The 26988-nt window shown below is 66.1% G+C and carries 24 protein-coding genes; 7 read left to right on the forward strand and 17 right to left on the reverse strand.

All coding sequences use genetic code 11. From position 1 onward, the window contains the following. Nucleotides 1–62: 62 nt before the first annotated feature. The gene (locus HPF_RS10725) at nt 63–1301 is read left to right on the forward strand and encodes a Yip1 family protein (RefSeq protein ID WP_165961684.1); all 1239 of its coding nucleotides are present in this window, start codon (nt 63–65) and stop codon (nt 1299–1301) included. Nucleotides 1302–1316: 15 nt separating this feature from the next. On the opposite strand, the gene HPF_RS10730 is transcribed toward HPF_RS10725, so the two are convergent. Genes HPF_RS10730 through HPF_RS10750 form a run of 5 tightly spaced genes read right to left on the reverse strand, consistent with a single transcriptional unit; the run spans nt 1317 to nt 6674 of the window. Continuing rightward, the gene (locus HPF_RS10730; protein WP_133156577.1) at nt 1317–1913 is read right to left on the reverse strand and encodes a chromate transporter; all 597 of its coding nucleotides are present in this window, start codon (nt 1911–1913) and stop codon (nt 1317–1319) included. After that, entirely contained in the window at nt 1910–2515 is a 606-nt protein-coding gene (locus HPF_RS10735) for a chromate transporter (RefSeq protein WP_133156578.1), read from the reverse strand. The genes HPF_RS10730 and HPF_RS10735 overlap by 4 nt, the downstream gene beginning before the upstream one ends. 27 nt (nt 2516–2542) lie before the next feature. Continuing rightward, nucleotides 2543–3286: a 3-oxoacyl-ACP reductase FabG gene (gene fabG, locus HPF_RS10740; protein ID WP_079366190.1), complete on the reverse strand. Its 744-nt coding sequence runs from the start codon at nt 3284–3286 to the stop codon at nt 2543–2545. 3 nt (nt 3287–3289) lie between these two features. Next, a complete protein-coding gene (locus tag HPF_RS10745; RefSeq protein ID WP_133156579.1) occupies nt 3290–5449 on the reverse strand; it encodes a 3-hydroxyacyl-CoA dehydrogenase NAD-binding domain-containing protein in 2160 nt (719 codons plus the stop codon). A 19-nt stretch (nt 5450–5468) separates the two neighbouring features. After that, complete coding sequence (locus HPF_RS10750; protein WP_133156580.1) at nt 5469–6674, reverse strand: acetyl-CoA C-acetyltransferase; 1206 nt, start codon at nt 6672–6674, stop codon at nt 5469–5471. Between the two features lie 111 nt (nt 6675–6785). On the opposite strand from HPF_RS10750, the gene HPF_RS10755 reads away from it, so the two are divergent. Then, on the forward strand, nt 6786–7952 hold the full coding sequence (locus HPF_RS10755) for an acyl-CoA dehydrogenase family protein (protein WP_133156581.1): 1167 nt from the start codon (nt 6786–6788) through the stop codon (nt 7950–7952). Nucleotides 7953–7967: 15 nt separating this feature from the next. Here the strand turns inward: HPF_RS10755 and HPF_RS10760 are convergent, their stop codons facing one another. The 11 genes from HPF_RS10760 to HPF_RS10810 form a co-directional block, all read right to left on the reverse strand. After that, nucleotides 7968–8567 carry an ABC transporter ATP-binding protein gene (locus HPF_RS10760; RefSeq protein WP_066154126.1) on the reverse strand — a complete coding sequence of 200 codons (600 nt, stop codon included), beginning with the start codon at nt 8565–8567 and terminating at the stop codon, nt 7968–7970. Next, nucleotides 8564–9151 (reverse strand): hypothetical protein, encoded by a 588-nt coding sequence (locus HPF_RS10765; protein WP_066154123.1) that lies wholly within the window; start codon nt 9149–9151, stop codon nt 8564–8566. The genes HPF_RS10760 and HPF_RS10765 overlap by 4 nt, the downstream gene beginning before the upstream one ends. Next, entirely contained in the window at nt 9148–9555 is a 408-nt protein-coding gene (locus tag HPF_RS10770; protein ID WP_066154120.1) for a GtrA family protein, read from the reverse strand. Before HPF_RS10770 ends, HPF_RS10765 begins: the two co-directional genes overlap by 4 nt. Further along, nucleotides 9552–10502 carry a glycosyltransferase gene (locus HPF_RS10775; protein ID WP_133156582.1) on the reverse strand — a complete coding sequence of 317 codons (951 nt, stop codon included), beginning with the start codon at nt 10500–10502 and terminating at the stop codon, nt 9552–9554. Before HPF_RS10775 ends, HPF_RS10770 begins: the two co-directional genes overlap by 4 nt. Continuing rightward, a complete protein-coding gene (locus HPF_RS10780; protein WP_133156583.1) occupies nt 10499–11452 on the reverse strand; it encodes a UDP-glucuronic acid decarboxylase family protein in 954 nt (317 codons plus the stop codon). Before HPF_RS10780 ends, HPF_RS10775 begins: the two co-directional genes overlap by 4 nt. Before the next feature lie 362 nt (nt 11453–11814). Further along, the gene (locus tag HPF_RS10785) at nt 11815–12540 is read right to left on the reverse strand and encodes a class I SAM-dependent methyltransferase (RefSeq protein ID WP_207959360.1); all 726 of its coding nucleotides are present in this window, start codon (nt 12538–12540) and stop codon (nt 11815–11817) included. Then, nucleotides 12537–14198, reverse strand: coding sequence for a glycosyltransferase family 39 protein (locus HPF_RS23770; protein ID WP_133156585.1), 1662 nt, complete (start codon nt 14196–14198; stop codon nt 12537–12539). The genes HPF_RS10785 and HPF_RS23770 overlap by 4 nt, the downstream gene beginning before the upstream one ends. Beyond that, nucleotides 14170–14838 carry a general secretion pathway protein GspB gene (locus HPF_RS10795; protein WP_133156586.1) on the reverse strand — a complete coding sequence of 223 codons (669 nt, stop codon included), beginning with the start codon at nt 14836–14838 and terminating at the stop codon, nt 14170–14172. The genes HPF_RS23770 and HPF_RS10795 overlap by 29 nt, the downstream gene beginning before the upstream one ends. A gap of 13 nt (nt 14839–14851) precedes the next feature. Next, nucleotides 14852–16555 carry an ExeA family protein gene (locus HPF_RS10800; RefSeq protein WP_133156587.1) on the reverse strand — a complete coding sequence of 568 codons (1704 nt, stop codon included), beginning with the start codon at nt 16553–16555 and terminating at the stop codon, nt 14852–14854. Nucleotides 16556–16641: 86 nt separating this feature from the next. Next, entirely contained in the window at nt 16642–17187 is a 546-nt protein-coding gene (locus HPF_RS10805; protein WP_133156588.1) for a bactofilin family protein, read from the reverse strand. Nucleotides 17188–17314: 127 nt separating this feature from the next. Then, complete coding sequence (locus HPF_RS10810; protein WP_127806933.1) at nt 17315–18211, reverse strand: crotonase/enoyl-CoA hydratase family protein; 897 nt, start codon at nt 18209–18211, stop codon at nt 17315–17317. Between the two features lie 78 nt (nt 18212–18289). On the opposite strand from HPF_RS10810, the gene HPF_RS10815 reads away from it, so the two are divergent. The 5 genes from HPF_RS10815 to HPF_RS10835 all read left to right on the forward strand — a co-directional run bounded on the left by HPF_RS10815 (nt 18290) and on the right by HPF_RS10835 (nt 24161). After that, entirely contained in the window at nt 18290–19132 is an 843-nt protein-coding gene (locus HPF_RS10815; RefSeq protein WP_066154096.1) for a helix-turn-helix transcriptional regulator, read from the forward strand. 81 nt (nt 19133–19213) lie between these two features. Next, nucleotides 19214–20923, forward strand: a complete 1710-nt coding sequence (locus HPF_RS10820; RefSeq protein WP_066154093.1) for an FAD-dependent monooxygenase — start codon at nt 19214–19216, stop codon at nt 20921–20923. Next, a complete protein-coding gene (locus HPF_RS10825; RefSeq protein ID WP_066154090.1) occupies nt 20920–21123 on the forward strand; it encodes a hypothetical protein in 204 nt (67 codons plus the stop codon). Before HPF_RS10820 ends, HPF_RS10825 begins: the two co-directional genes overlap by 4 nt. 60 nt (nt 21124–21183) lie before the next feature. Then, complete coding sequence (locus tag HPF_RS10830; RefSeq protein WP_207959362.1) at nt 21184–21780, forward strand: GAF domain-containing protein; 597 nt, start codon at nt 21184–21186, stop codon at nt 21778–21780. A gap of 95 nt (nt 21781–21875) precedes the next feature. Further along, a complete protein-coding gene (locus HPF_RS10835; protein WP_133156589.1) occupies nt 21876–24161 on the forward strand; it encodes a YgiQ family radical SAM protein in 2286 nt (761 codons plus the stop codon). Nucleotides 24162–24264: 103 nt separating this feature from the next. Here HPF_RS10835 and HPF_RS10840 read toward each other — a convergent pair whose 3' ends face one another. Next, complete coding sequence (locus tag HPF_RS10840) at nt 24265–26283, reverse strand: PKD domain-containing protein (RefSeq protein WP_165961685.1); 2019 nt, start codon at nt 26281–26283, stop codon at nt 24265–24267. Nucleotides 26284–26988: the final 705 nt, after the last annotated feature.

Genomic DNA, 26988 nt, shown 5'->3' on the forward strand with positions numbered 1-26988 from the left:
ATGGCGGTATGGTTCGCGCTGCCGGACCGTTTTCTTGTGTCTGCAACCCCGAGGAGGAATTCATGAACCTGGTTGAACGCGTGCAAGCCATTCTGCTCAAGCCCAAGGCCACCTGGCCGGTCATCGAGGGCGAGCCGGACGACATTGCCGGTCTCTACAAGAACTACCTGGTCTACTTGGCCGGCGTGTCGTCATTGGCGGCTTTCATCGGCTTCAGCCTGATTGGCACGGGCATGATGGGCATCCATTTCCGGGTGCCCATCCTGGCGGGGCTGGCCAACATGGTGGTCGGTTTCGTGCTGACCCTGGTGATGATCTATGTGCTGGCCCTGGTGGCCAATGCGCTGGCCCCGAGCTTCGGCGGCCAGAAGGACATGGGCAAGGCCTTCAAGCTGGTCGCCTACGGCGCCACCGCCGGTCTGCTGGGCGGGGTGTTCAACCTGCTGCCGGCGCTGTCCATGCTGGGCCTGCTGGCCGCGCTCTACTCGATCTATCTGCTCTACACCGGTGTGCCGGTGATGATGAAGGTGCCCGAGGGCAAGGCGCTGGGTTTCACCGCCGTGCTGATCGTCTGCGGCATCGTGGCCAGCATCGTGGTGATGACCGTGGGCAGCCTGTTCAGCGGCGGCGCCGGCATGATGATGGGCGGCGCCAGCGCCCCCGCGGGGGACGTGAGCATCAAGGTGCCGGGCTCTGAGGTCACCATCAACACCGCGCAGCTGGAAGAGGCGGCCAAGAAGATGGAAGAGGCCAGCAAGCAGATGGAGGCGGCCCAGGCCAAGGGCGACTCGGAGGCCGCGGGCAAGGCGCTGGGCGAGATGATGGGGGCGGCCATGGGCAGCGGTCAGGGTGGCCAGCCGTTCGCACCCGATGCACTGCAGGCCTATGTGCCGGCCAAGCTCGCCGGCATGGAACGCACCGCCATCGAGGCCCGTTCGGATTCGGCGATGGGGATGACCTTCTCCAGTGTCACCTCAGAGTTCCGCAACGATGCGGGCCGTGTCGAGGTCAAGGTGCAGGACATCGGCGCCATGCCGGCGCTGATGATGGCCATGGGAGCCTGGGCGCAGAGCACGGTCAGTCGCGAGACCCAGGACGAGGTCGAGAAGGTCTACAAGAAAGACGGCGTGGCCTTCAAGGAGGAGTACCGCAAGGACGGTTCGAGCGCCGAGATGTCGATGATGCTGGCCAATGGCGTGCTGATCGAAGTCAGCGGTGACAACGTGAACATCGACGGCGTGCGCGCCGCCATGAACGCGCTGGACGTCAAGGGCCTGTCCGGCCTGCAGCGCCAGAAGTAAGCCGGGCCAGACCCGTCAGACCCAGCCCATGGCGCCGGCCAGCGCGCCCGCGCCGATCATCCAGAGCAGGTGCAGCCGGGTGCGCCAGACCAGCAGCGCGGCGCAGACGGTCAGCAGCCACAGGGGCCAGTCGCGCGCCGGGACGTTGTGAGACGCGCTCAGCAGCCAGCCGGTGGCGATCAGCAGGGCGATCACGATGGGGGCCATGCCGGTTTTGAAGGCCCGCACCGCGCGCAGCTCGCGGTTGCGGTGGCCCCACTGGGTGGCGGTGTAGGTGAGGATGGACGAGGGCAGCATGATGGCCACCAGCGTCACCGCCACGCCCAGCAGCGCCAGCGCCCAGGCCAGCCAGCCCGCGGAGGGGCCTCCGCCCGCATTCAGACCCACGTTCCATCCCAGCAGGGCGACGAACAGCACGTTCGGGCCCGGGGCGGCCTGCGAGAGGGCGATGGACGAGTTGAACTGCGCGTCGCTCAGCCAGTGCTGCTCGCCCACCAGGTAGCGGTGCATGTCGGGCGCGGTGGTGATGGCGCCGCCCACCGCCAGCAGCGACAGCGATGCAAAGTGCAGGAACAGGTCCAGCCAGTTGGTCAGCGTAGGCGCCATGCTCATGCTTGGGTCTCCTTGCCGGTGCGGCCCAGCACCCGATAGGACCAGAGGCAGGCGCCGCCGCCGATGACCAGCAGCACCCAGGCCAGCGGCAGGCGCAGCAGGGCGATGGCGACGAAGGTGAGGGCGGCCAGGCCGATGCAGACCCACAGGCCCATGGCGTTCTTGTCCAGCGCGCCGATCAGCTTGATGCCGGTGGCGGTGATCAGTCCGGCGGCCACGGCGCCCATGCCGCGCAGCGCGCCCTGCGCCGCAGCGCTGTCGGCCACGCTGCCGTACAGCGCGGCCAGCAGCAGCACGAGGACCAAGGGTGCTGCGAGCATGCCCGCGAGCGCGGCCAGCGCGCCGGGCAGGCCGAAGTAGCGGCCTCCGATCATCAGCGAGAGGTTGACCACGTTGGGGCCGGGCATGATCTGCGCCACGGCCCAGTCCTCGACGAACTGTTCGCGGGTCATCCAGCGCTTCTTCTCCACCAGCTCGCGCTGCACCACGGCCAGCACCCCGCCGAAGCCCTGCAGGGCCAGCCAGGTGAAGGACATAAAGAGGTCGGTGCGCGAGCGCGGGCGGTTGGGGGCGGCGTCGGTGGATGGGGTGTGTTCGGGCATGTCCGGATTATCCCGGGCGCCCGAAGGTCACACCGACATGCCGCCGGAAACCTCGATGACAGCCCCGTTGATGTAGCTGGCCTCGTCGCTGGCCAGGAAGGCGTAGACGTTGGCAATTTCTTCCGGCTGGCCCAGGCGCTTGAGCGGCACGCGGTGCTCCATCTCCTGGATCACCTTGTCGGGGATGGTGCTCAGGATGGGCGTGCTGATGAAGCCGGGGGCGACCGCGTTGACGCGCACGCCCTTGGGGCCGAGCTCGCGGCTCCAGGTCTTGGTGAAACCGATCACGCCGAACTTGGTGGCGGCGTAGTTGGTCTGGCCGAAGTTGCCGTAGATGCCGACCACCGACGATGCGTTGAGGATCACGCCGCTGCCCTGGGCGGTCATGGTGTCGGCCACGGCCTGCGCGCAGTGGAAGACACCGCGCAGGTTGACGTCGATCACCTTGTCGAACTGTTCCAGCGTCATCTTCTGCAGGCGCGCGTCCTGCGTGATGCCGGCGTTGTTCACCAGCACGTCGATGCGGCCGAAGCGCTCCTTCACCTGGGCCACCACCGCGTCGACCATGTCGCGCTGGGTCACGTCCATCACGAAGCCCGTGGCCGTGGCTCCTTCGGCCTGGCATTGCTTCACGGCCTCGTCGACCGCGGCCTGCTTGACGTCGCAAACGACGACGGTGGCGCCTTCGCGGGCGAACTTCAGGGCCGTGGCCAGGCCGATGCCTTGTGCGGCGCCCGTGATGAGGGCGATTTTTCCTTCGAGTCGTTTCATGAATCAGTACTGGGGTTGGTGTTGACGCAGCGCGGCTTTCACCGCGTCCGCGAGTATGAAGCCGCTGCCGTGGCGGGCGGCCAGCTCGGCGCAGCGCTGCTCGAAAGCCTCGATGCCCATGCCGTAGATAAACTGCAGCGCGCCGCCTGTCCAGGCCGGGAAGCCGATGCCGAAGATCGAGCCGATGTTGCCGTCGTGCACGCTGGTCAGCACGCCTTCGGCCAGGCAGCGCGCGGTCTCCACCGCCTGGCGGTAGAGCAGGCGGTCTTTCACGTCCTGCAGGTTCCAGTCGACGCCCGGCTTTTCATACAGCGCCTTCAGCTGCGGCCACAAGTGCTTCTTGCCGCCCTCGGGGTAGTCGTAGAAGCCACCGCCGGCCGCGCGGCCCGGGCGCTTGTGCTGCTTGACCATCTGCTCGACCAGGGTCTCGCCGGGCGTGGCGACGTATTGCTGGCCCTCCTTCTGGAAGTCGATGCGGGTCTGTTCCAGCACATGCACCGACAGGCTGAGCGCGGTCTCGTCCAACACGGCCAGGGGGCCGACCGGCATGCCGGCCTGCATCGCGGCGTTCTCGATCACCGGCGCCGGGATGCCTTCGCCCAGCATGGCCGCGCCTTCCATCACGAAGGTGCCGAAGGTGCGGCTGGTGTAGAAGCCGCGCGAATCGTTGACGACGATGGGCAGCTTGCCCAGGGCCTGCACGTAGTCGTAAGCGCGGGCGATGGTCTCGTCGTCGGTGTCCTGGCCGCGGATGATCTCCACCAGCTTCATCTTGTCCACCGGGCTGAAGAAGTGGATGCCGACGAACTTCTTCGCATCACGGCTGGCCTGCGCCAGGCCGGAGATGGGCAGGGTGGAGGTGTTGCTGGCGAAGAAGCCGCCCTCGGCCAGCATGGGCTCTGCCTCTTTCGTGACCATGGCCTTGAGCTCGCGCTGCTCGAACACGGCTTCGATGATCAGGTCGCAGCCTTTCAGGTCGGCGGCGCTGGCGGTGGGTGTGATGAGGTTCAGGATGCCCTGCTGTTTCTCGGCGCTCATCTGGCCTTTGTCGACCCGCTTCTGCGTGAGCTTGGTGGTGTACGACTTGCCTTTCTCGGCGGCTTCGACGCTCACGTCCTTGAGCACGGTGGCGATGCCACGCGTGGCCTGCGCGTAGGCGATGCCCGAGCCCATCATGCCGGCACCCAGCACACCCACCTTCTTCGGCTGGTAGCGCGGCACGTCCTTCGGACGCGACTGACCGCCCTTGATGGCGTTCATGTTGAAGAAGAAGGTGTTGATCATGTTGCGCGCCACGCCACCGGTCATCAGTCCGGCCAGGTAGCGGCTTTCCACGCGCATGGCGGTGTCGAAGTCGACCATCGCGCCTTCGACCATGGCCGCCAGCGCCGCCTCGGGCGCGGGGTAGAGGCCGCGCGTCTTCTGCTTGAGCACGGCCGGCGCCACCGTCAGCATGCCGGCGATCTTGGGGTTGCTCGGCGTGCCGCCGGGCATCTTGTAGTCCTTGCGGTCCCAGACGTGGGTGCAGGCCTCGGGCTTGCCTTGCGCCGATTCGATGAAGGCGAGCGCGCGCGGCAGCAGCTCCTCGGGTGTGGCGACCAGTTCGTGCACCACGCCGATCTTCAGCGCCTCCTCCGGCCCGAACAGCTTGCTCTCCAACACGTAGGGCTGCGCGGCCATCAGGCCCAGCAACCGCGTCATCTTGGTGATGCCGCCGCCACCGGGAATCAGGCCCAGCGTGATCTCGGGCAGGCCGAACTGGATCTTGGGGTTGTTGACCGCGATGCGGTGGTGACCGACCAGCGCCACCTCCCAGCCACCGCCGAGCGCCGCACCGTTGAGGCAACTCACCACCGGCACGCCCTGCGTTTCGAGGATGCGGAAGTTCTTCTTGATGCGTTCGATCTCGCGGAACACGCGCGGGCCGTCGGCCTCGGTCGAGCGCATCACGCCCTTGAGATCCGCACCCGCAAAGAAGGTGCTCTTGGCCGAGGCCAGCACGATGCCTTTGAGCTGGGCCTTGTCCTGGGCCACCTGCGCCGCGATGGCGTCCAGGTCGTCCTGCCACTGCAGGCACATGGTGTTGACGGGGGAGCCCTGCTCGTCGAAGGTGATGGTGGCAATGCCGTTGGCGAGTTCGTAGCGGATGGTCTTGGTGATCATGTTCAGGGTCTCCGCTGGTTTAGACGCGTTCAACAATCGTCGCGATGCCCATGCCGCCGCCGACGCAGAGGGTGGCCAAACCGTGGCGTTTTCCGGTCCGGTGCAGCTCGTCGATCAGCGTGTTCAGGATCATCGCGCCGGTGGCGCCCAGGGGGTGGCCCAGGGCGATGGCGCCGCCATTGACGTTGACCTTCTCGTGCGGCACACCCATCTCCTGCATGAACTTCATGGGCACGGCAGCGAAGGCTTCGTTGACCTCGAACAGGTCGATCTGGTCGATGGACAGGCCCGCCTTGGCCAGCGCCTTGCGGGCGGCGGGCATGGGGCCGGTGAGCATGATGGTCGGGTCGGCGCCCGAGAGCGCGACCGATACGATGCGGGCGCGCGGCGTGAAGCCATGGGTCTTGCCTGCCGCCTCGCTGCCGATCAGGATGGCTGCGGCGCCGTCGACGATGCCCGAAGAGTTGCCAGCGTGGTGCACGTGGTGGATGCGCTCGACCTGCGGGTAGCGCTGCAGGGCCACGGCGTCGAAGCCCATGGCGCCGAGCTGCTCGAACGCCGGCTTGAGCCCGGCCAGGCCTTCCATCGTCGTGCCCGGCTTGATGAACTCGTCTTTGTCCAGGATGGTCAGGCCCATCTTGTCTTTCACCGGCACGACCGAGCGGTCGAAGTGACCGGCGGCGCGCGCGGCGGCGGCGCGCTTCTGCGATTCGAGCGCGAAGGCGTCCACGTCCTGGCGGGAAAAGCCGTTGAGCGTGGCGATCAGGTCGGCGCCGATGCCTTGCGGCACGAAGAGGGTGGCGCTGTTGGTCTCGGGGTCCTGCGCCCAGGCGCCGCCGTCCGATCCGATGGGCACGCGGCTCATGCTCTCCACGCCACCGGCCACCACCAGGTCCTCCCAGCCACTTTTCACCTTCATCGCGGCCATGTTCACCGCCTCCAGGCCCGAGGCGCAGAAGCGGTTGAGCTGCACGCCGGCGCAGCGCCAGTCCCAGCCGGCCTTGAGCGCGGCGACCTTGGGCAGCACCGAACCCTGCTCGCCGATGGGCGAAACCACGCCCATGACCACGTCGTCCACCGCGGCGGTGTCGAGGTCGTTGCGGCGCTGGAGTTCGGTCAGCAGGCCGGCCAGCAGGTTGACGGGCTTGACCTCGTGCAGGCTGCCGTCCTTCTTGCCCTTGCCGCGCGGCGTGCGGATGGCGTCGTAGACGAAGGCTTCGCTCATGGTGTCTCCTGGGGGATGGTTCCGGATGGTCCGGACGATCGGATCAGTATAGACTTTTGCCAAGCAAATGCTTTGTATAAATCAACCCACCCAGTCCGAAAGGTGACAGCCATGATCGACCGCACGCTCTTCAACGCCGACCACGAGGCCTTCCGCGACAGCTTCCGCCGCTTCGTCGAGAAGGAAATCACCCCGCTCCACGACAGCTGGGAGGATCAGGGCTACGTGGACCGCGAAGTCTGGCGGGCGGCCGGCGCTAACGGCTTCCTGTGCATGACCATGCCCGAGGAGTACGGCGGTGCGGGCGCCGACCGGCTGTACTCGGTGGCGCAGATGGAGGAGATCGCTCGGGCGGGCGTCAGCGGCATCGGCTTCGGCCTGCACAGCGAGATCGTGGCGCCTTATGTCCTGCACTACGGCACCGAGGCGCAGAAGAAGCACTACCTGCCGTTGCTCGCGACCGGCGAGATGGTGGGTGCCATCGCCATGAGCGAACCCGCCGCTGGCAGCGACCTCCAAGGCGTGAAGACCACGGCCATCAAGAGCGCCGATGGCTCGCACTACGTGCTAAACGGCAGCAAAACCTTCATCACCAACGGCTGGCACGCCGATCTGGTGATCGTGGTCGCGAAGACCGACCCGGCCGCGGGCGCCAAGGGCACCAGCCTGTTCCTGGTCGAGCGCGGCATGGAAGGCTTTTCCAAGGGCAAGCGCCTGAAGAAGCTGGGGATGAAGGCGCAGGACACGTCCGAGCTGTTCTTCGACAACGTGAAGGTGCCGGCGGAGAACCTGCTGGGTGGCGCGGCATTCGAGGGTCGTGGCTTCATCTGCCTGATGGAGCAGCTGCCCTGGGAACGCCTGCAGATCGCCATCGGCGCCGTGGCCGCGGCGCAGGCCGCGATCGACTGGACGGTGCAGTACGTGAAGGACCGCAAGGTGTTCGGCCAGGCGGTTGGCAACTACCAGAACACCCGCTACACCCTGGCCGAGCTGCAGACCGAGGTGCAGGTGGCGCGCGTCTTCGTGGACAAGTGCTGCGAATTGGTGTGCGAGAACAGGCTGGACACCGCGACCGCGAGCATGGCCAAGTACTGGTGCAGTGACCTGCAGTGCAAGGTGATGGACGAGTGCCTGCAGCTGCACGGCGGCTACGGCTACATGTGGGAATACCCCATCACCCGGGCCTATGCCGATGCGCGCGTGCAGCGCATCTACGGCGGCACCAACGAGATCATGAAAGAGGTGATCTCGCGCTCAATGGGGCTGGGCGGGCGCTGACGCGCGCGCCAGGCTTCAGCCCAGGTCGATGCGCTGGGCGATGGCCAGGTTGGCGGGCGCTTCGTAGTCCGCCAGCAGCACCAGCCGGTCGGTGGCCAGGGATTGTTCCCGCAGCCAGTCGCTGAGGTAGCGGATCGAGGCCAGGTCCAGCGCCGCGAACGGCTGGTCGAGCAAGGTCAGCGGTGGTTGCAGGGCCATGGCGGCGGCCAGGCCCACCTTGCGGCGCCCGCCGGCCGAGAGCATGTAGAAGCCCTTGTGCAGGTGCTCGCCCAGCGACAGGCCATCGATGTGCTCGTCCAGCCGGTCGCGCGCCGGTCCCTCGGGCACCTGAGTGCGCAGCCAGTCGGCCACCACCACCGTGTCCAGGTCCGGGCGGGTCATGTCGGGCCGCAGGCCCGCCAGCGCGCCGCCGATGTCCTGCCCGGCCAGTTGCATCGCCCCGGCTTGTGGGCGGATCTCGGCGGCCAGCAGCCGCAGCAGGGTGGTCTTGCCACGCTGTTCGTCGCCGCTGAGCAGGGCCAGGCCAGGTGTCAGCGAGGCGTTCAGGTGGGCGAACAGCGGCGCCTGTCCGGGCCAGGCGAAGCCCAGGCCCCGGATCTCCAGGAACGCGTTCACTGGCACTGGTAGTCGACCACGTCCGCACTCTGGCGGAACGGGTCGGTCAGGTCCGAGGAGTACTGGCCCATCAGCAGGCGCTGCTTGGGCAGGAAGTTCTGGCGGAAGTAGCGGCTGGCGGCGGCCAGGCGCTGGCCCTTGTCGGTCAGCTTGACGCAGCCGTTCTGGATCTCGATGGTGCCCGATTCGAGCTGTTCGGTCAGGCGCACATCGACCAGCCGGTGTTCCTTGAGGTATTCCTGCGTGAACACGTCGGCAAAACGGCTCTGCTGGATGCCGCCGCCGCGCTGCTGGATCTTCTCCAGGATGTAGAACGACAGCGAGCGGTCGATGACGGTCGGCACCGAAATGGCGAAGCAGTACCCCGAGAGCAGCCAGATCACCACCAGTTGCAGCTTCTCGAAACCGTTGAAGGTGCGGCTGGTCGAGATGATCAGCCCCGTGAGCAGTGCGGCGATCACGCCGTCGGCGATGGCGGCGTAGAACACCACGTTGACCGCAAAGAAACGGATGTGCAGGTAGTACACCGCCAGCAGCAGGACGACGAACAGGGCGGTGGCAGCGAGCGCGCGAAAGAGCTTCATGAGGGTTTGAACACGAGGAACTTGTTGCCGAGGTAGCTGAGCGAGACCTGCAGGCCGGTGGCCAGCAGAAAGCCGGCGCGGTAGTCCAGACCGAGGCGGTCGGTCCAGAGCCACAGCACCAGGCCATGCAGCAGCGCGATGGCGCCGTAGAGGCCGCTGAATTTCAACAGCTGTGGCAGCCAGGGCTGCTGCGCGGACTGGGCGAACACGTAGAAGCGGCTGCCCAGGAAGGAACTGGTGATGCCGACGACCGCTGCGCACAGGTTGGCCAGCCCGGCGGAACCGAAGCCCAGCACCTGGAGGTTGAAGGTCAGCACCGCGTAGTGGACCGCGGTGGCCACCAGGCCATTGACCACAAACCGGAACAGTTCCTGGCGCGGGTGGGAGGCGGCCACACCGTTCATGGTCGGGTCTCGATGACCTCGGCGATGAACTCGCGGTGGGCAACAGCGGTGACCACGCTGCCGCTGCGCATGACGCCGGTGAGCATGAGGGTCATCAGCGCCAGGGCGCCGGTCTGCAGGAACAGCAGCACGAAGATGCCCAGCACCAGCGAGAACCAGCCGGGGGTGGAATAGCCCAGCAGCTTGAGCACCACCGCGCAGGTCGATCCCACCACCGACATCGCGGCGATCACCGCGCTGAAGATGCCCACGCGCACCAGCACGTCCTCGGCGAACACCATCAGGGCCTTGAAGCCGTGCAGCGCCAGGCCCACGAAGTTCATCTTGGACTGTCCGGCGTAGCGCGGGCCGCGGTCCAGCGGGCAGACGCGGGTGCGCAGCTTGGAGGCCAGCACGGCCGCCGCCACGTGGATCGGCAGCTCCTGCATCGCCACTAGGCGCTGCACGGCGGCCGGCTTGAGCGCCATGAAGTTGCCAAAGCTGATGGGACGCCCGGTCATCACCTTGAAGAAGCGTTTGTAGACCTGGTAGAAGGCCTTGAACTTGAGCGTCTCCACCCGGCTCTTGCGCTGCGCGACCACCACGTCCACGTCGGCCTGGTCCAGCGGTTGCAGCAGCTCGGGGATGGTCGAGGGCAGGTCCTCGCCATCCGAATCCATCAGCACCACCTTCTGGTGGGGTGCCAGGTGCTCGGCCGCATAGCTCAGCCCGATCGCAATGGCGCGCTGGTGACCCACGTTGCGGCGCAGCTTGAGCACCACCCCGGCCACGCCCGCGTCTTCGAGGCTGGTGATGGTCAGGGGCTGACGCACCGATCCGTCGTCCACCGCGACCACAAACACCCGCTGGCCGAACTCCTTGGCCAGTTCCTTGAACAGTCGACCGCTGGCCTCCAGGTCTTCGTAGACCGGGGTGACGATCACGATCTCGTGCTGCGCGAAGCTCATGATTGCAGGAAGCGGCGGAAGTAGGCGATGGTCTTGTCCAGGCCCTCTTCGAGCTGGACCTGCGGCTGCCAGCCGAGCACGGCCTTGGCCTGCTCGATGTTGGGCTGGCGCTGCTTGGGGTCGTCCGAGGGCAGGGGCTTGCAGACCAGCCGGGACTGGCCACCGACCTTGGCCAGCACGGCCTCGGCCAGCTGGCGGATGGTGAATTCGTTGGGGTTGCCCAGGTTGATGGGGCCGGTCACGCCGTCGGGGCTGGCCATCAGGCGCACGAAGCCCTCGATCAGGTCGTCCACGTAACAGAAGCTGCGCGTCTGCGAGCCGTCGCCGTAGATGGTGATGTCCTCACCGCGCAGGGCCTGCACGATGAAGTTGCTGACCACGCGCCCGTCGTTGGGGTGCATGCGCGGGCCGTAGGTGTTGAAGATGCGGGCGACCTTGATCTCCACCTGGTGTTGGCGGTGGTAGTCGAAGAACAGGGTTTCGGCGCAGCGCTTGCCTTCGTCGTAGCAGGAGCGGATGCCGATGGGGTTGACCTTGCCCCAGTAGCTCTCGGGCTGGGGGTGCACCTCGGGATCGCCGTAGACCTCGCTGGTGGAGGCCTGGAAGATCTTGGCCTTGGTGCGCTTGGCCAGGCCCAGCATGTTGATGGCGCCGTGCACGCTGGTCTTGGTGGTCTGCACCGGGTCCCACTGGTAGTGCACGGGCGAGGCGGGGCAGGCCAGGTTGTAGATCTCGTCGACCTCCACATACAGCGGGAAGGTCACGTCGTGGCGCATCAGCTCGAAGTGCGGGTTGCCCATCAGGTGGGCCACGTTGTCCTTGGTGCCGCTGTAGAAGTTGTCGGCGCACAGGATGTCGTTGCCTTCGGCCAGCAGCCGCTCGCACAGGTGCGAGCCCAGAAAGCCGGCTCCCCCGGTGATCAGGATTCTTTTTCTGTTGGAAATGCGCATGCGGGGCTCCGGGGCGTCGGGTGGACAGGATTCGCTTTATTTAGTGGCGATGGCCTGCTGTGCAGGCCGCGGGATTGTACCGGCACGGCCACTGGGGCCTGATTGGCCGCTGGTCTTGGGATGAATTCGCCGGTGGGCGCTGCAGCCATCAATTGGCTTGCTGCAACCGCCTCGCCAATGGCATCGGAGGTGTGGCCAAAAATCGGCCTGCAGGCTTAGGTTTCTTAAGGTTGGGCGGATGAATTCCTATGCGAGAAATTTCTTGTCTGATTGCTCGGCCAGGAGGTATTGAGAGTCTAAGACTGGGTATTCGAATTACCTATTGATGTAATTGTTGGACTATTCGCGCGTATTGATTTGATTCAAACAGTCAATGGTTTTTGCAGAACGCAAACAATGCTCTTGCCCAGCCGGAAGCCGGTCAGAGGGTCGGTGAGCCGGGACATGCGCACCATGACCGAGTCCCATACGCGGACTTGGGCGGGCGACGGCGAATCGGACCGGAGCAGCAGCTTGTTGGCCAGACTGGCGAGCATGCCGACGCTGTCCAGGTACTGCATCCTGCGGATTCGCAGCTCCTGGGGCACGATGGCGCGCAGCATCGCCTTGTCGTAACGGCGGAAGTGCCCGATCTTCTTGTCGAAGGGGGTGTAGAGAAAGTTGTGGGCAGGTGCCAGAACGACGATGTGTCCACCGGGTTGCAGAAGTCCGGTCACGCGCTGCAGTTCGGCCCGGTCGTCCTCAATGTGCTCCAGCACATCCAGATACAGGACGGTGTCGAAGCGCTCGTTCCGCGGAAGGTTCAGGGAAGTGCCGCAGACCGCCTCATGGCAGGGCGGGAGCAGCCCTTGGGCCATGCCCTGTTTCATCCGTTGCACCATGGCCGCGTCGGGCTCGACGCTGAGCCAGCGTGCATAGCGGCGGTGTTGCAGTGCCTGTGCGTTGGCGCCGATTCCGGCCCCCAGTTCCAGCACGTGTTGGCCAAGATAGGGATCAATGACCTGGGTCCAATAGGACTTCCAGCACTTCGCGGTGGCGAACAGGTCGAGTTCGGTGCCGCTGTAGATGAATGTGGTGGATTCGGTCACTGTGTCGGCAATGCTGACGAGGGCGCGGACGGAGGGCGGCTGCGCGCGGCGTATTTCCTGCAGTAGTCGCTGTCCCGGAAGTCGTAAAGCAGCGCGATGGCGCCTTGTCCCTCCCATCGCTGCAGGGCCGGAGCGACGGACGCGATGTGCTGCAGAAAGCCCGAGCGCTCCTGGAGCCGGTGCGTGACGATGACCCAGCTGCGCTGCATGGGCTGTTCGATGCACAGGCGGCGCACCGTGGCCATCGCGTCGTGGTACTGGTTGATGGTCGGGCGGAAAACCAAGACGGGCATGACCTGTACGCCGTAGGCGCGCGAGTAGAAGTCGAACGCCTTGTGCGACATGGAGTCGATGACGACCCCGTCCCCGGGCATCGTCTGGCTGGCAATGTGCAGGAGCGCCGCTTTCATGTCCTGGTCGTTGTGAGGTTTGCGCAGCACCTTCCAGGACGCAGAGGCGGGCACCAGCAGCAAGAAGCCGGCGACCACCGCCGCCAGCAGATGCCGTGCGGGCAGGCTCCGGCGGTCCAGCGCCGCTTGCACGAGGGCGGCCAGACCGAGGTGCACGAGCGGCACCAGGAAGATGGTTGGGCGTGAACGGAACGGGTAGAGGTGCAGCGCCGACGCCGCCAGCGTGACCAGCAGCACGGTCAGCCCGATGGCGGCGATCCGCGGTGCGCGCCATGCCAGAGCCACCGAGCCCGCGACCGACAGCGCCAGCAGACCCAGGTTCAGTCCGTCGAACCAGGCGACCAGCATGCCGTGGTGCGCCACGCCCACATGGCGCATGGCGAGGTAGACCAGCGCCAGCGCACTGTCCAGGTACCAGCGCCACTCGGTCGGTGAGTCCGGTGGCAATGGGGCATAGGCAAAGCGCCAGAAATCCAGCAGGTGCTGGTTGCCGGCGAGCGTCTTCATCACCAGGGTGTGGTGAAGCGCAAAGGCCAGCACCCACAGCAGCCCTGCGCCGGACACCGCCAGCCAAGCCGCCCTCTGGCGCTGGCGGATCGCTTCGATCCAGAGCACCAGGCCCACACCCGCAAGCACGAACAGGCTGGGGTGGGACAGCCAGATGGCGAGGGCGCCCGCCACCGCCAGCACGGGGGCGTCCCGTTGCCAGCGCTGCAGGTCAAAGTGCGCGGCGAGCCAGAGCAGACCCACCGTGGCCAGCACATCGTTCTGGTACTGCTTGAACTCGGAGCTGTAGTACACCAGCACCGGGGACAGGGCCAGAAAACCCACGAAGGTGGCCTGGGCGGCGCGGTGGGGCAGCGTCTTGCGCGCCAGACCCCAGGCCGCCAGCAGGGTCAACAGGCCTGCGGCCAGAGGCTGCAAGCGCAGCACCCAGTCCTCCACACCCAGCCCTGTCGTCAGCAGCTTGGTCAGCGCGAGGAACCCCAGGGGAGCCGCCTGGCCGTTGGACAGTGGTTCGAACAGCAGCTGTCCGAGATCGCGGTCCATGAAGTTGACCGCCAGGTAGGCCTCGTCCAGCCACAGGGACCGGTTGAACAGATACTGGCGCCCTCGCAACAGCCATCCGATACCGATCAGCACCACCACCCACAGCACCGGGTGGCCCCAGATGCCAAGCCTGGCGCGCGTCGGGGCCGAACTCGTCGGCAGGGTGCGGTCAGTAGTTGATGTTGTATCGGGAGCCACGGTGGTTGAGTATGGCGCTTCTGGGGGAAATGACCTCCACCTTGAGACCCGGCTCGATTTCCTCGCCTTCGCGCACCACCTTCCCGTTGGCGATCAGCATCCGGTGGGCCGCGTTCGAGGAGTAGGTGACACCAGAGACCTTGACCGCAGGTGCCGATGCGGGGGCAGCGGCGGCTGGCGGAGGTTGTCCGTCCATGCCGGCGGAGGCGGATGGTGCAGGGGGCGTGGGCGCACTGGACGCCGCTGCGGGTGAGGTTGCAGAAGCCGTCGCAGGGGCAGACGCGGCGCGGGGCGCAGGCGGCGGGGCGGCCACCTGTGGCGGTGCCAGAATGGGCAGCGCAGGGACAGGGGGAGTCGCCGATGCCTCCGGTGCCATGTCCGGCTTCTCCAGCGCGCTGACTGGTGCTTGCACCACAGCAACCGGCGCCGGTGCCTCTCGGTGGGGAGAGTTCCACCACCAGAAGGCGGTCGCCGCTGCCAGCAGCAGGACGATGGCTCCCGCCATCATGGGCAGTCCGAACCGCCTCGCCCGCGCCGCACCCGCTGCGGGGGCCGGCGTGCCCTGGCTGTGCAGGCCGGGCACGTGGCCCCGCTCACGTTCGGCGTCGGCCCGTTTGAGTGCATCAAGGATGTAGGACATGGCGCGGCGGCGTTCAGGGCTTGCTCAGGCGGGGTTCGTCCACACCCGCGGCCAGGTTGACCTGCATGAAGGTCATGGACCCGGCCACGCCGTCGGCTTCCAGGCCTTGTGTCCGCTGGAAGGCCTTGAGGCGGGCAGCGAAGGTGCTGGCCTCGGCGGGAATCAGACCCTTGGCCTGGAGGCTGATGAGCTCTCCCGAAAGCCAGTCGCCGGCCACACCCTGGGGGTTCTGTGTGATCCGGCCCCGCGTGCCCTCGGGCTGGCGCCAGAGGGTTGAGTAGTCGCCGCGCCAGATGTCGGCGAGTGCGGTCAGCGGCATCAGCCAGCGCTGGCCATTGGCCTGCAGCGTGGCGGTTTCTGCGGTCATGGCGGTGACGAGGGCGCGCCGCGGTTCCTCACTGCCAAGGCGCAGCAACAGGATGCCCGGGCGGTTCAGCTGGCGCAGGCCGTGCAGCGTCATGCGCTGCGTGCTGAAGCACTGCAGTTGCTGCTTCAAGGCCGCGGTGCAGGGATCGTTCCCGGTGAGGGACTGGCCCCAGAGTGCGCCGAGCTCACGCCATGCGGTGACCTCGGAGCCCAGCAGGTCTGCGGCCACTGGCGGCTTGACGAGGGGGGCAGGGGCGCTTGCGTGAAGTGGGTCGGCAGGTGCCTCGACGGCCGCGGTGGACAGGGGCTGAGCTGGCGCGGGTGTCGGCGCCACCGGAGCCGGACCCGTGGTGGGACTGGCGGTGGGGCTGGATGGATGGGGTGCAGGAGTTTGCGACGGTGCGCGCTGCTGCCAGAGGACAGCGGCCACGCCGGCGGCCAGCACGGCGCCGCCCAGTGCGCCCAGCGCCAGCGTTTGCCAGGAGCGGCTGGCCAGTGTCTTGACGGGTGGTGGTGCGGACCGGGTGGCGGGCATGTCGAACACCTCGCTGGCCGCCTTGTCCACCATCGCGGGACCGATTTGCCGGCTGTCGGTGGCGTAGGCGCCCAGCAGTGCGCGGTCGCACAGCAGGTTGATGCGTCGGGGCACTCCCCGGGTGATCGCGTGGACGCGCGCGAGCGCTTCGGCGCTGAACGGCAGAGGCCCCTTGAGGCCTGCCACCTCCATGCGGTGGCGCACGTACTGCCGGGTTTCGGCCTCGCTGAGGGCGCCCAGGTGGAACCGCGCGATCACCCGCTGCGCCAACTGTTCCAGCTCGGGCTGGGCGAGCACGGCGCGCAGTTCGGGCTGGCCGATCAGCACAATCTGCAACAGCTTGCGTTCGTTGGTTTCAAGATTGGTCAGCAGCCGCAGCTGTTCCAGCACATGGGGCGTGAGGTTCTGCGCCTCGTCGATGATCAGCACGTTGCGCTGACCGGCGGCGTGGCTGCGCAGCAGGTACTCGTTCAGCGGATCAAGATAGTCCTTGATCGTGGCCGGCCCGATGCCTTCGTGCCGCACCTCCAGCTGGAACTCGTGGCAGATGGTCTTGAGCAGGTCGCCGACAGTGAGCTTGGGGTTGAAGATGTAGGCGACCCGGCAGTTCTCGGGGATCTGTTCGAGGAAGCAGCGGCAGACCGTGGTCTTGCCAGCGCCGATCTCACCGGTGAGCAGGACGAAGCCGCCGCCGCCCTGCACCCCGTACAGAAGCAGCGCCAGCGCCTCCCGGTGCCGCTCGCTCATCAGGAGGTAGCGGGGGTCGGGGGCGATGGAAAAGGGAGTCTGCTGGAGACCGAAATAGCCGGCGTACATGCCCAGAGGATAGCGGGGCCGCCGGGGCAGGCGCAAATGAACACCGCCCGCAGAAGCGGGCGGTGTGGTTCAGAGCGTGGTGATGCTCAGGCGGCGAGCGCCATGGAGGGCTTGGCCGCAGAGGAGGAAGACTTGGCGCTGCTGGCCACCGAGCACTCAATGTCGCCCGAGAGCTGACCGCCTTCCTCGATCACCACCTTGCCGTAACGGATCTTGCCGGTGACCTTGCCGGTGGCGTAGATCACGAGCTTCTGGCGCACGGTGAGGTTGCCGTCGAACACGCCATGGATCTCGGCGATGTCGATCTCGGCCGAGCCCTTGAAGGCACCTTGCTGGGCGATCTGGATCACGCGCGAGTCCATCGTGGCTTCGACCAGGCCTTCCACCACCAGCGTGTCGCAGTCGGTGATCTCCACGCCCTTGAGCTTGATGTTCGGGCCGACCGTGAGCTTGCTGCCGCCTTCAGGCACGGTGGTGCTGGCAGATGCCGCAGCCGATGCCGGCTGGCGGCTCTCCGGCTGATTGCTGGAGGAGGGCGTGTTCATGCTGCTGGCGCCGTAACGGGGGGAGTTGAGCCCTTGGTTGAGGGTGTTGGTGGGTTCGTTGTCGCGTTTTCCGAAATGCAGTGCCATGCGAGCTCCTTCTGAAAGTGAAGCGCTCATGCTAAGGACCATGCGGCTTACATTCGGAACGCTGCCGTAAGAGGGGTAACGAGATGAACCGTACGTCTGGTTGCGCCTGTTGCGTAACACGCGCTTGCTATTTGCGCGCGTCCATTTCCCGGATCAGTGCGCGTGCTTCATCGCCTTCGGGGATGGGCCGGCCGCTGTCGCGCCACTGCACCGCGGCCTTGAAGCCCTGTTCCTGGGCGTACCGGCGGAACCACAGGCCTTCGGGGTTGTGGCGCGTGATGCCGTCGAACACGGTGGCGAACATCTGGGTCTGCTCCAGACCCATGCTGAGCATGGCCTGGTTGACCACCAGCTTGTGCATCGCCAGGTGCGACGAGGGCACGCCCGCGATGCGCCCGGCCAGCCGCATCACTGCGTCCTCCAACTGTTCCGCCGGCACGGCTTCGTTGGCCAGCCCCCAGTCGGCGGCGGTGCGGCCGTCGATCACGTCGCCGGTGAACATCATCTGCTTGGCGCGCAGCGCCCCGAGCCGGTAGGTCCACATGGCCGTGGTCGGGCAGCCCCAGACGCGGGTGGGCATGTAGCCGATGCGCGCGTCCTCGGCCATCACCAGCAGGTCGCAGCACATCGCGATGTCGCTGCCACCGGCCACCGCGGCGCCATGCACCTTGGCGATCGTCGGCTTGGATGAGCGCCACAGGCTCATGAAGTCCTCGGTGTTGCGCTTCATGACGGCGTAGTCGGCCATCGGGTCCCAGGGGGGGGCTTCCTGCTGGCAGGGGTGTTCGATCCGCTGCTCGGCATAACCGGCGAGGTCGTAGCCGCCACAGAAGCCCTTGCCCGCCCCTTCGACCACGATGACGTGGATTTCCGGCTCGGCGTTGGCCCATTCCACCGCGGCGCGGATCTCGCCGGGCATGGCGTCGTTGATGGCGTTGTACTGCTCTGGGCGATTGAGCAGCAGGCGGGCGATGCGCGGCTGTTGCGGGTCGGGGGTGATGCGCAGGGTGCTGAATTCGGGCATCTCGGCTCCTCGATGACGATCCCGCATGCTAGGAGCGCTGCGCAACGCCAGGCCGTCGCCTGCGCTACAGTGCCTCGCATGTCCATCCCGTCGCGACGCCACTGGGTGCTGGGCTCTCGCCAGCCGCCTGCGCTGGACCTGCCGCTGGCGCAGGCCAGCGCGCTGCTGACCCACCTGGGCCAGGGCGCCAGGGACGCGGTGGCCGAAGACCTGTTGCGGCTGGTGGGCGCACACGCGCCACTGGCCCAGTGCACCATTTTTTCCTTCGAGCCCGGGCGCAGGCCCACCGTGGTGGCGGTGGGTGATCGTTCGCGCACCAAAGAACTACCCCACATCGCCGAGGCCTATGTCAACCGCTACCACCGGCTCGATGGGCTGGCCGCCGTGATGCAGGCCGAGTGGACTGCCGCGCAAAAGGCGGGCACCGAGCAGCCGCGCATCCTGCTGCACCGCCAGACCGGCGCCGACATCGCCCATGCCCCGTATCGCCAGACCTGCTACACGCTGCCGCAGGTGGCCGAGCGGCTGGCGGTGCTGGCGCTGTATGAGGGGCGGCGCTGGATGTCGGTGCACCTGTACCGTGGCACCGAACACGGTCCGTTCGACGACGCGGCGGTCGCCGTGGTCGAGGCCTTTGCGCCGCTGATCGTGCAGGCCGTGCGCCTGCACCACACCGGTCTGGCCGTCCACCAGGACCTGGGCGGGCTGCTGCTGGCGCGCGCCGTGCGGCGCTGGCCGCAGCTCACCCGGCGCGACCAGGACGTGCTGCAGGCGCTCATGGACGGCCTGGACACCAACACTCTTGCTGAACGCCTGGGCCTGACGCCTTCCAGCGCCCAGACCTACTGCCAGCGGGTCTACCGCAAGCTGGATGTGGCCGGGCAGCGTGAACTGTTCGCCGCGCTGCTGGCGTCGACCTGATCACTTGTCCCGGATGTCCTGAAAAAAGGACACCGATCGGCCCGTCGCTGCCTACACTGCGGCGCACTACAGGAGACACGCATGCACCAGCCCCACGCCGAGCCGCGGCGCTCGATCTACTACGACTACCAGGTCTTTGATGCCTGGGTGCCATCGCAGCACCCGGCGCAGCAGCACGCCCCGGTGGTCGTCGCCGGGGCTGGCCCCATTGGCTTGGTGACCGCGCTGGCGCTGGCGCAGCAGGGCGTGCGCTGCGTGGTGCTCGAAGCCGAGCGGCAGGTGTCCGAGGGCAGCCGGGCCATCGCATTCACGCGGCGCTCGATGGAAATCCTGCAGCAGGTGGGTGTGGCACACCGCGTCACCGAGAACGGCCTGCCGTGGAACTGTGGCAACTCCTTCTACCGGGGCCAGCGCGTGTTCCGGATGGAGAACCCGCACGACCCCGACGACCGCTTCGCCCCGCTGATCAACATCCAGCAGCAGTACCTCGAGCAGTACCTGGTGGAGGCCTGCGACGCCCATTCGCTGGTGGAGCTGCGCTGGGGCAACAAGCTGGTGTCGTTCGGGCAGGACGCCTCCGGTGCCACGTTGCAGGTCGACACCGCCGAAGGCCCGTACACGCTGGAAACCGACTGGCTGGTGGCCGCCGATGGTGCCCGCTCGGCGATCCGCGCCCTCATGGACCTCAAGCTCGAAGGAGCGTCCTACGAAGGCAAGTTCGTCATCGCCGACATCCGCGTGGACCTACCGCTGCCCACCGAGCGCCTGGCCTTCTTCGACCCCGACTGGAACCCGGGTAACACCATCCTCATGCACCGCGAGCCGCATGGCCTGTGGCGGCTGGACTACCAGCTGCCACCCGGCGAGACGCCCGAGGACGCGCTCCAGCCCGAATCGCTCAAGGCCCGCATCAATGCCCAGCTGGCCATGATCGGCCACGCCGGCGTGCCATGGGAAATGGACTGGTGCTCGGTCTATTCGGCGCGCGCGCTCACGCTGCCCGACTACGTGCATGGCCGCGTGCTGTTTGTCGGCGACGCTGCGCACCTGCTGCCCATCTTCGGGGTGCGTGGCGCCAACACCGGCTTCCAGGACGCCCAGGCCCTGGCTTGGCGGCTGGCGCTGGTGGCCCGGGGCGTGGCACCCGCGTCGCTGCTGCAGAGCTACAGCAGCGAGCGCGTGGGCGCGGCGCGCGAAATCATCGACGAAGCGGGCAAGAGCACCCGTTTCATGACACCGCCCACACGCGGTTTCCGGCTGCTGCGCGACGCCGTGCTCTCGCTCTCACTGACCCAGCCCTTCGTCGGGCCGCTCTACCACTGGCGCACCTCCCGACCGCACGAGTACACCCGCTCGCCGCTCAACGCGGTGAGCGACGACAACGCCGCGTTCGAGAGAGGGCCAGGCCACGGGGCACCGCCGCGCAACATCCGCCTGGACAACGATCGCTTCCTGCTGGATCACCTCGACCACCGCTTCACCCTGCTGTGGGCAACCGACAACGGGTCCAGCCTTCCTGACGATGTGCGCGCATTGGTCGACGAGGCACGAGCCCAGGGCCTGCCGCTGCAGGTGATCGCCGTCGGGGCGCGCCAGCCGGTTGCCGGTGCCGACCGGACCTTGCCCGACGCGGACGGCCACCTGAGACGGCGCCACGGCCTGAGCTCGGGTGGCGCCTACCTGCTGCGGCCCGACCAGCACGTCTGCGCCCGATGGGCCGCGCTGGACGCCAGCCGGCTGCGCGCCGCCCTCCACACCGCCATCGGATTGAACACAGGAGCCTCATCATGAGCAGCCAGCATGTCCCTCTGCAGACCCTGACGATCCCGGGCCTGGAGCAGGTCTACGACCAGCTCGCGACCGCCATCGATGTCATCGACCCCGCGAAAACCGAGTTGTTCCTCGTAAAGCTCGCGCTGATGAACGCCAACGCGCTGGCCGACCCGACCTTGTTCCAGGCGCACATCGATGCAGCGATCAAGGACCTGTGAACGGAAAAGGCTTCGTCTGAGGCGCTGCAAGGCACGTGGATTTGCCTTATAAAGCTGCGCATGAATCCACTGTTCGATCCGGGCTACCGGCCTGAAGACCTCGAAGTGCAGGTGTCCGAGCTGCTGGTGGCCACCGCAGACGAGTCCGATGAACTGATTGATCGGTCCATCTCCGATGTGCTGCGGCTGCTGCGTGACCGCATGAAGATGGACGTGGTGTTCGTGTCCCAGTTTGCCGAGGGCCAGCGGGTCATCCGGTATGTGGACACCGATCCCGGGAATCCTCTGTTGTCGGTCGGCGACGCTGATCCGCTGGAAGTGTCGTGGTGCCAGCGGGTGGTCGACGGGCGCCTGCCCGAGTTCATCCCCGATGCCCGGCGGCTGCCGGCCTCGGCTGCCCTGCTCAAGGATGTTCCCTTTTCCATCGGCACCCACATCAGCACGCCCATCGTGCTGGCGAGTGGCGAGGTCTATGGAACGCTGTGCACCTTCAGCCAGGCGCCCCAGGGCGATCCCGACCCCAACGACTTGAAGGTGTTGCGCTACACCGCGAAGCTGGCGGCAGGGAAGATCGAAGGCCGGCGAGTGCGGGAACGGCAGGGCGCAGGTGTGCCGGAACTGTCGCTGGTGCCGCTGGAGCGCAAGCGCTCCCTGTAGGGCGCCGTCAGTCTGGCGGGAGGCCCCAGGCCCACGCAGGGCAGGCTGGGACCCCTACACTTGCGGGTTCCCCCGAAAGTATCCAGAACGGCCCCATGAACGCGCCCATCGACGTCTCCTTTTTCGCGCGCAACGCCAAGCCGCTGACCAGTTACCGCCCGTACTGGGCCAAGCGCTTCGGCACCGCGCCCTTTCTGCCCATGAGCCGGGCGGAAATGGAGCAGCTCGGCTGGGACTCGTGCGACATCGTGCTGGTGACGGGCGACGCCTATGTGGACCACCCCAGTTTCGGCATGGCCGTGATCGGCCGGGTGCTGGAGGCGCAGGGTTTTCGCGTCGGCATCATCGCCCAGCCCGACTGGCAGAGTGCCGAGCCCTTCAAGGTGCTGGGCAAGCCCAACCTGTTCTGGGGCGTGACCGCGGGCAACATGGATTCCATGATCAACCGGTACACCGCCGACCGGAAGATTCGCAGCGACGACGCCTACACCCCCGGCGACGTGGGCGGCAAGCGGCCCGACCGCGCCGCCATCGTCTACAGCCAGCGCTGCCGTGAGGCCTACAAGGACGTGCCCATCGTCCTGGGCGGCATCGAAGGCAGCCTCCGCCGCATCGCTCATTACGACTACTGGAGCGACAAGGTGCGCCGCTCCATCGTGGTGGACGCGAAGTGCGACCTGCTGCTTTACGGCAATGCCGAGCGTGCGCTGGTCGAGGTGGCGCACCGCATCGCCGCGCGCGAACCCGTCGAACAGATCACCGACGTGCGCGGCACCGCCTTCGTGCGCCGTCCTGGCGACCCGACCGCCGATGGCTGGATCGAGCTGGATTCAACCGAGGTCGACACGCCGGGCCACGTTGAAGACCACATCAATCCTTACCAGACCACCAGCGAACAGGCGCAAGCGCGGGGCCAGAGCTGTTCCAAGGAAGAGGGCGCCACTCCAGAGTGCGACCCGCAGGTCAGACCCATCACCATCCACCGCCCGCAGGCCACGGGTGGTGTGGCCAGGCTGCCGCGCGACCGCACCGTCATCCGCCTGCCCAGCTACGAGCAGGTCAGGAGCGACGCCGTGCTTTACGCCCACGCCAACCGCGTGCTGCACCTGGAAACCAACCCAGGCAATGCGCGCGCACTGGTGCAGGCGCACGGCGAAGGCACCACGGCGCGCGACGTGTGGATCAACCCGCCGCCCATCCCGCTGACCACGGCTGAGATGGACTACGTGTTCGACCTGCCGTACGCCCGAGGCCCGCACCCCGCCTACGCCGACGAACACGGCCGCCACGACGGCGCGACCAAGATCCCGGCCTGGGAGATGATCCGCTTCTCGGTGAACATCATGCGCGGCTGCTTTGGCGGCTGCACCTTCTGCTCCATCACCGAGCATGAAGGCCGAATCATCCAGAGCCGCTCGGAAGATTCGATCATCCGGGAAGTCGAGGAGATGCGCGACAAGGTGGTGGGTTTCACCGGCGTGGTCAGCGACCTCGGCGGTCCCACCGCCAACATGTACCGCCTGGGCTGCCGCAGCCCGGCGATCGAGGCCGCCTGTCGCAAGCCCAGCTGCGTCTACCCAGGCATCTGCCAGAACCTCACCACCAACCACGACCCGCTGATCAGGATCTACCGCCGGGCGCGCGCGCTCAAGGGCATCAAGAAGATCCTGATCGGGTCCGGTCTGCGCTACGACCTGGCGGTCAAGAGCCCGGAATACGTCAAGGAATTGGTGCAGCACCACGTGGGCGGCTACCTGAAGATCGCGCCCGAGCACACCGAAAGCGGGCCGCTGTCGAAGATGATGAAGCCTGGCATCGGTAGCTACGACCGCTTCAAGGCCATGTTCGAGAAGTACAGCGAAGAGGCTGGCAAGAAGCAGTTCCTCATTCCGTACTTCATCGCCGCGCACCCGGGCACCAGCGACGAAGACATGATGAACCTCGCGCTCTGGCTGAAGAAGAACGGTTTCCGAGCCGACCAGGTGCAGACCTTCTACCCAAGCCCCATGGCCACCGCCACGGCCATGTACCACACCAGCCTGAACCCGCTCAAGGGTGTGCACCGCGACGACCGGGCCGAGCGCGTGGACATCGTGCGCGGTGAGAAGCGCCGGCGGCTGCACAAGGCTTTCCTGCGCTACCACGACCCCAACAACTGGCCACTGCTGCGCGAAGCGCTCAAGACCATGGGCCGCGCCGATTTGATCGGCAACGGCAAGCACCACCTGATCCCGACCTTCCAGCCAGTGACCGATGGCGGATACCAGAGCGCGCGCAAGAAGAACTCGACGCCGGGAGGGGGGGCGCCAGTGAAAGGACGCATGCTGACCCAGCACACAGGCCTGCCGCCGAGGCCCGGTACCAAGAGCAAGGGCCGGTAGCGCAGGCACAGGCACATCCTTTTCCTGCGACACCAGACCCGGAAAAGAAAACACCCGCTGGATGTGAAATCCAGCGGGTGTTTTTACAGGTGCTCGCTGTGTATCAGTAGTAGAACGGGCCCACCCAGTCGGCCGGCAGCAGCTGGTACGAGTTGCCGAACTGGTTGATGTTGGGCACGCCACCATCGGCGCGGGTATTGCCGCGCGACGACATGCGACGCCCCATCAGGATGAACTCGGTGTTCGTGTTCGGGCCGCGGTGGAACACGTTGTTCTCCAGCACCACGTCTTCCAGACCTTCCCGGCTGTCGGGACCGTTGTTCTGCGGTGCCGCACCACCGGTGAACGAGTTGTTGTCCGTGGAGTCTCCCAGACGGTTGTTGGCGATGACGATCTGTCTCGACGCCCAGGTGCTGCCAGAGATCCCATAGTTGTCGTCGTAGGCACCCAGCCCTCCGGAATGGATCTTCAGTGCGTGGCGGATGCCGTCAGAGGAACGCCCCCTCAGCGCATTGTGTGCGATGAAGCCTTTGTTCATGTTGTAGAGGCGGAGCGTGTGTTGCTGCGCGGTTCCCATGTCGTTGCCCATGATGACGAACTGGCTGCCGATCGCGACCATGTTGATGTGCGGGTTGGTCGTGCTGCCCCTCAACTGGTTCTCCACCACAAACAACTCGCGGGGCTGGATGTACTGACTGGGCGCCAGCGTGTGGTGTTCAACGACGTATTGCAGCGCACTTGCGAGGTTGACTTGCCCGACGGCCAACTCCCCGGTAGGAGCGTCAAACGTGTTGCGATAGAGAAGCAGGCGAGACATCGTGGCGTACTGCTCGAAGCGATGCAGGAAGTTGAGGTCCATGATCGAGATGTCGCGCGGGAACGACGACGAGTTGGGAGCCAGCGAGCCCACTTCGATGCTGCTGATTCTCGGTTTCGCCCCGGATCCAAAGGCGCCAATCTGAACATTCTGGCTTCCGTGAGGAATGCTGATCGAAGAGAACGTCTCTCCACGGCGAAGCAGCACGCGGCGGTTGTTGAAGCTCGCAGAGCCCGGCATGGCGGTCATCTGGGAAGCGCCTGCGGGACAACCAGCGAAGTTGGCCACCGCGGACACGCAGATGGTCTGGGTGCCGGCAAACACGGCATTGGGGTCTTGAACCTCGATCGATACCGTCCTGTCCGAGTAGCCGCCGGAGGGGTCGGTGGCGCGGACACGCACCTGGTAGGTGCCGGGTTGGTCGAATACGTGAGCGGCCAGCGGACCACCGGTCTGCACATTTTTCGGAAGACCAGAGATCGACCAGGTTTGACCCCGGTCGTCCCCGAAATTGAATGCGTAGCGCACATGGTGGAACGGGTGTTGGCCAGCTGCGCTGTAGGTTGTGCCTGTCGCATCGAATTGAACAGCCAGCGGTGCAGGGCCTGTCAGCCGGGTGGCCTCCAGTCGGGCAACGACCGACGTCGAAGGCTGTCCTTCGGGTGCGGGTGCTGGAGCCGGTGCGGGTGCGGGTGCGGGAGTAGGTGCAGGTGCAGGTGCAGGTGCAGGTGCAGGTGCAGGTGCAGGTGCAGGTGCAGGTGCAGGTGCAGGTGCGGGAGCGGGAGCAGGTGCAGTGGCCGTCATCATGTAGCAGGCTTTGGCCACGCCCGACAAAGGATCTCCAAAAGTGGTGTTGTTGCAAGCCACTCCGCCGGTGAACATGCGGGGAGCGGTCCAGGCGGTGCGGGCACCGTACACCACACTGGCGGAGCCGGTGAACCGACACTGATTCCATTCAGCCGCGCACAAGGTATAGCCTGCCGGCACACTCGAGGGAGCAGGAGCAGGAGCAGGAGCAGGAGCAGGAGCAGGAGCAGGAGCAGGAGCAGGAGCAGGAGCAGGAGCAGTGGCTGTTTGCAGATAGCAGGCTTTGGCCACTCCTGGCAAAGGATCCCCAAAAGTGGTGTTGGAACAAGCCACGCCGCCGGTGAAACTGCGCGGGGAAGTCCAGGTGGTGCGGGCTCCGTACACCACGTTGGCGGTGCCGCTGAACCGGCATTGGTTCCATTCGGAGGCGCACAGCACATAACCCTGGGGAGGGGTGTTCGAAGTCTGGGCAGGTGCCTCACCGAATGCGAGCAGCATGGCGCTACCCATCAGAACATGAAGGGTTGACTTTGCCGGAGACAATGGCAATACTGGCAGTAGCGAAAAAGAGCGCGGTGACATAACATTCCTTAAACAGTTTTGACTCCCAGCGATCAGCTGTTCTGTGGCGGAAGTTATCTCCTGACCTACAGTGAGCTGATTGCCCAGTCGCCTCGGTTGACGTTGCCTGGTGATCTCCGAGAAATCCGGTGATCACTTCATAAGTTCGCGACGACAAAACGGTCACAAGAGGGCTTGTGGCGGTAGTGCACGTTGCGATCTTGTCCCTCGGGACCCATGGCTGGATCTGTGCTCGGAGAGCCCGGGAGTTCCCGTCTCTCTCGTTTTTTGTCGTCCGAGTTTCCGGAAACTGAATGCGCAACTGGTGCACCGTTTCACAGAGTTACGTGCACTTCCAACGAGTTACCTGCTTGTTGTTCCTGGGTCTCATTTGTATGAGGCCCCGTTGTCGTTTAGCCTGTAACGAGAGCCTTCTGTCGCAAGCTTGTTGCTAGCACGGATGTGCCGTGATCGACTCGGTCGTATCAAAAAAAGGAGCGCACCAGGCGATGCCAGACACCTCATCGGTGATCGCAGGCTTGTCGACAATGTGCACGGGTTACACACCTTGGTGATCCGAGCGACTGCCGTTTTACCCGCTCACCCGACGATCTGTATGTGCGAGATGCTGCCGAAGGCTGG

Origin of the sequence: Hydrogenophaga pseudoflava, assembly GCF_004353865.1 — a bacterium.
GTDB classification, from domain to species: domain Bacteria; phylum Pseudomonadota; class Gammaproteobacteria; order Burkholderiales; family Burkholderiaceae_C; genus Hydrogenophaga; species Hydrogenophaga pseudoflava.

What these genes read in the sequence shown, in the direction of transcription:
- HPF_RS10725 (WP_165961684.1), top strand. Translation starts at nt 63, where the DNA reads ATGAACCTGGTTGAACGCGTGCAAGCCATTCTGCTCAAGCCCAAGGCC.
- HPF_RS10730 (WP_133156577.1), bottom strand. Translation starts at nt 1,913, where the DNA reads ATGAGCATGGCGCCTACGCTGACCAACTGGCTGGACCTGTTCCTGCAC.
- HPF_RS10735 (WP_133156578.1), bottom strand. Translation starts at nt 2,515, where the DNA reads ATGCCCGAACACACCCCATCCACCGACGCCGCCCCCAACCGCCCGCGC.
- fabG (WP_079366190.1), bottom strand. Translation starts at nt 3,286, where the DNA reads ATGAAACGACTCGAAGGAAAAATCGCCCTCATCACGGGCGCCGCACAA.
- HPF_RS10745 (WP_133156579.1), bottom strand. Translation starts at nt 5,449, where the DNA reads ATGATCACCAAGACCATCCGCTACGAACTCGCCAACGGCATTGCCACC.
- HPF_RS10750 (WP_133156580.1), bottom strand. Translation starts at nt 6,674, where the DNA reads ATGAGCGAAGCCTTCGTCTACGACGCCATCCGCACGCCGCGCGGCAAG.
- HPF_RS10755 (WP_133156581.1), top strand. Translation starts at nt 6,786, where the DNA reads ATGATCGACCGCACGCTCTTCAACGCCGACCACGAGGCCTTCCGCGAC.
- HPF_RS10765 (WP_066154123.1), bottom strand. Translation starts at nt 9,151, where the DNA reads ATGAAGCTCTTTCGCGCGCTCGCTGCCACCGCCCTGTTCGTCGTCCTG.
- HPF_RS10770 (WP_066154120.1), bottom strand. Translation starts at nt 9,555, where the DNA reads ATGAACGGTGTGGCCGCCTCCCACCCGCGCCAGGAACTGTTCCGGTTT.
- HPF_RS10775 (WP_133156582.1), bottom strand. Translation starts at nt 10,502, where the DNA reads ATGAGCTTCGCGCAGCACGAGATCGTGATCGTCACCCCGGTCTACGAA.
- HPF_RS10780 (WP_133156583.1), bottom strand. Translation starts at nt 11,452, where the DNA reads ATGCGCATTTCCAACAGAAAAAGAATCCTGATCACCGGGGGAGCCGGC.
- HPF_RS10795 (WP_133156586.1), bottom strand. Translation starts at nt 14,838, where the DNA reads ATGTCCTACATCCTTGATGCACTCAAACGGGCCGACGCCGAACGTGAG.
- HPF_RS10800 (WP_133156587.1), bottom strand. Translation starts at nt 16,555, where the DNA reads ATGTACGCCGGCTATTTCGGTCTCCAGCAGACTCCCTTTTCCATCGCC.
- HPF_RS10805 (WP_133156588.1), bottom strand. Translation starts at nt 17,187, where the DNA reads ATGGCACTGCATTTCGGAAAACGCGACAACGAACCCACCAACACCCTC.
- HPF_RS10810 (WP_127806933.1), bottom strand. Translation starts at nt 18,211, where the DNA reads ATGCCCGAATTCAGCACCCTGCGCATCACCCCCGACCCGCAACAGCCG.
- HPF_RS10815 (WP_066154096.1), top strand. Translation starts at nt 18,290, where the DNA reads ATGTCCATCCCGTCGCGACGCCACTGGGTGCTGGGCTCTCGCCAGCCG.
- HPF_RS10820 (WP_066154093.1), top strand. Translation starts at nt 19,214, where the DNA reads ATGCACCAGCCCCACGCCGAGCCGCGGCGCTCGATCTACTACGACTAC.
- HPF_RS10825 (WP_066154090.1), top strand. Translation starts at nt 20,920, where the DNA reads ATGAGCAGCCAGCATGTCCCTCTGCAGACCCTGACGATCCCGGGCCTG.
- HPF_RS10830 (WP_207959362.1), top strand. Translation starts at nt 21,184, where the DNA reads ATGAATCCACTGTTCGATCCGGGCTACCGGCCTGAAGACCTCGAAGTG.
- HPF_RS10835 (WP_133156589.1), top strand. Translation starts at nt 21,876, where the DNA reads ATGAACGCGCCCATCGACGTCTCCTTTTTCGCGCGCAACGCCAAGCCG.
- HPF_RS10840 (WP_165961685.1), bottom strand. Translation starts at nt 26,283, where the DNA reads ATGCTGCTCGCATTCGGTGAGGCACCTGCCCAGACTTCGAACACCCCT.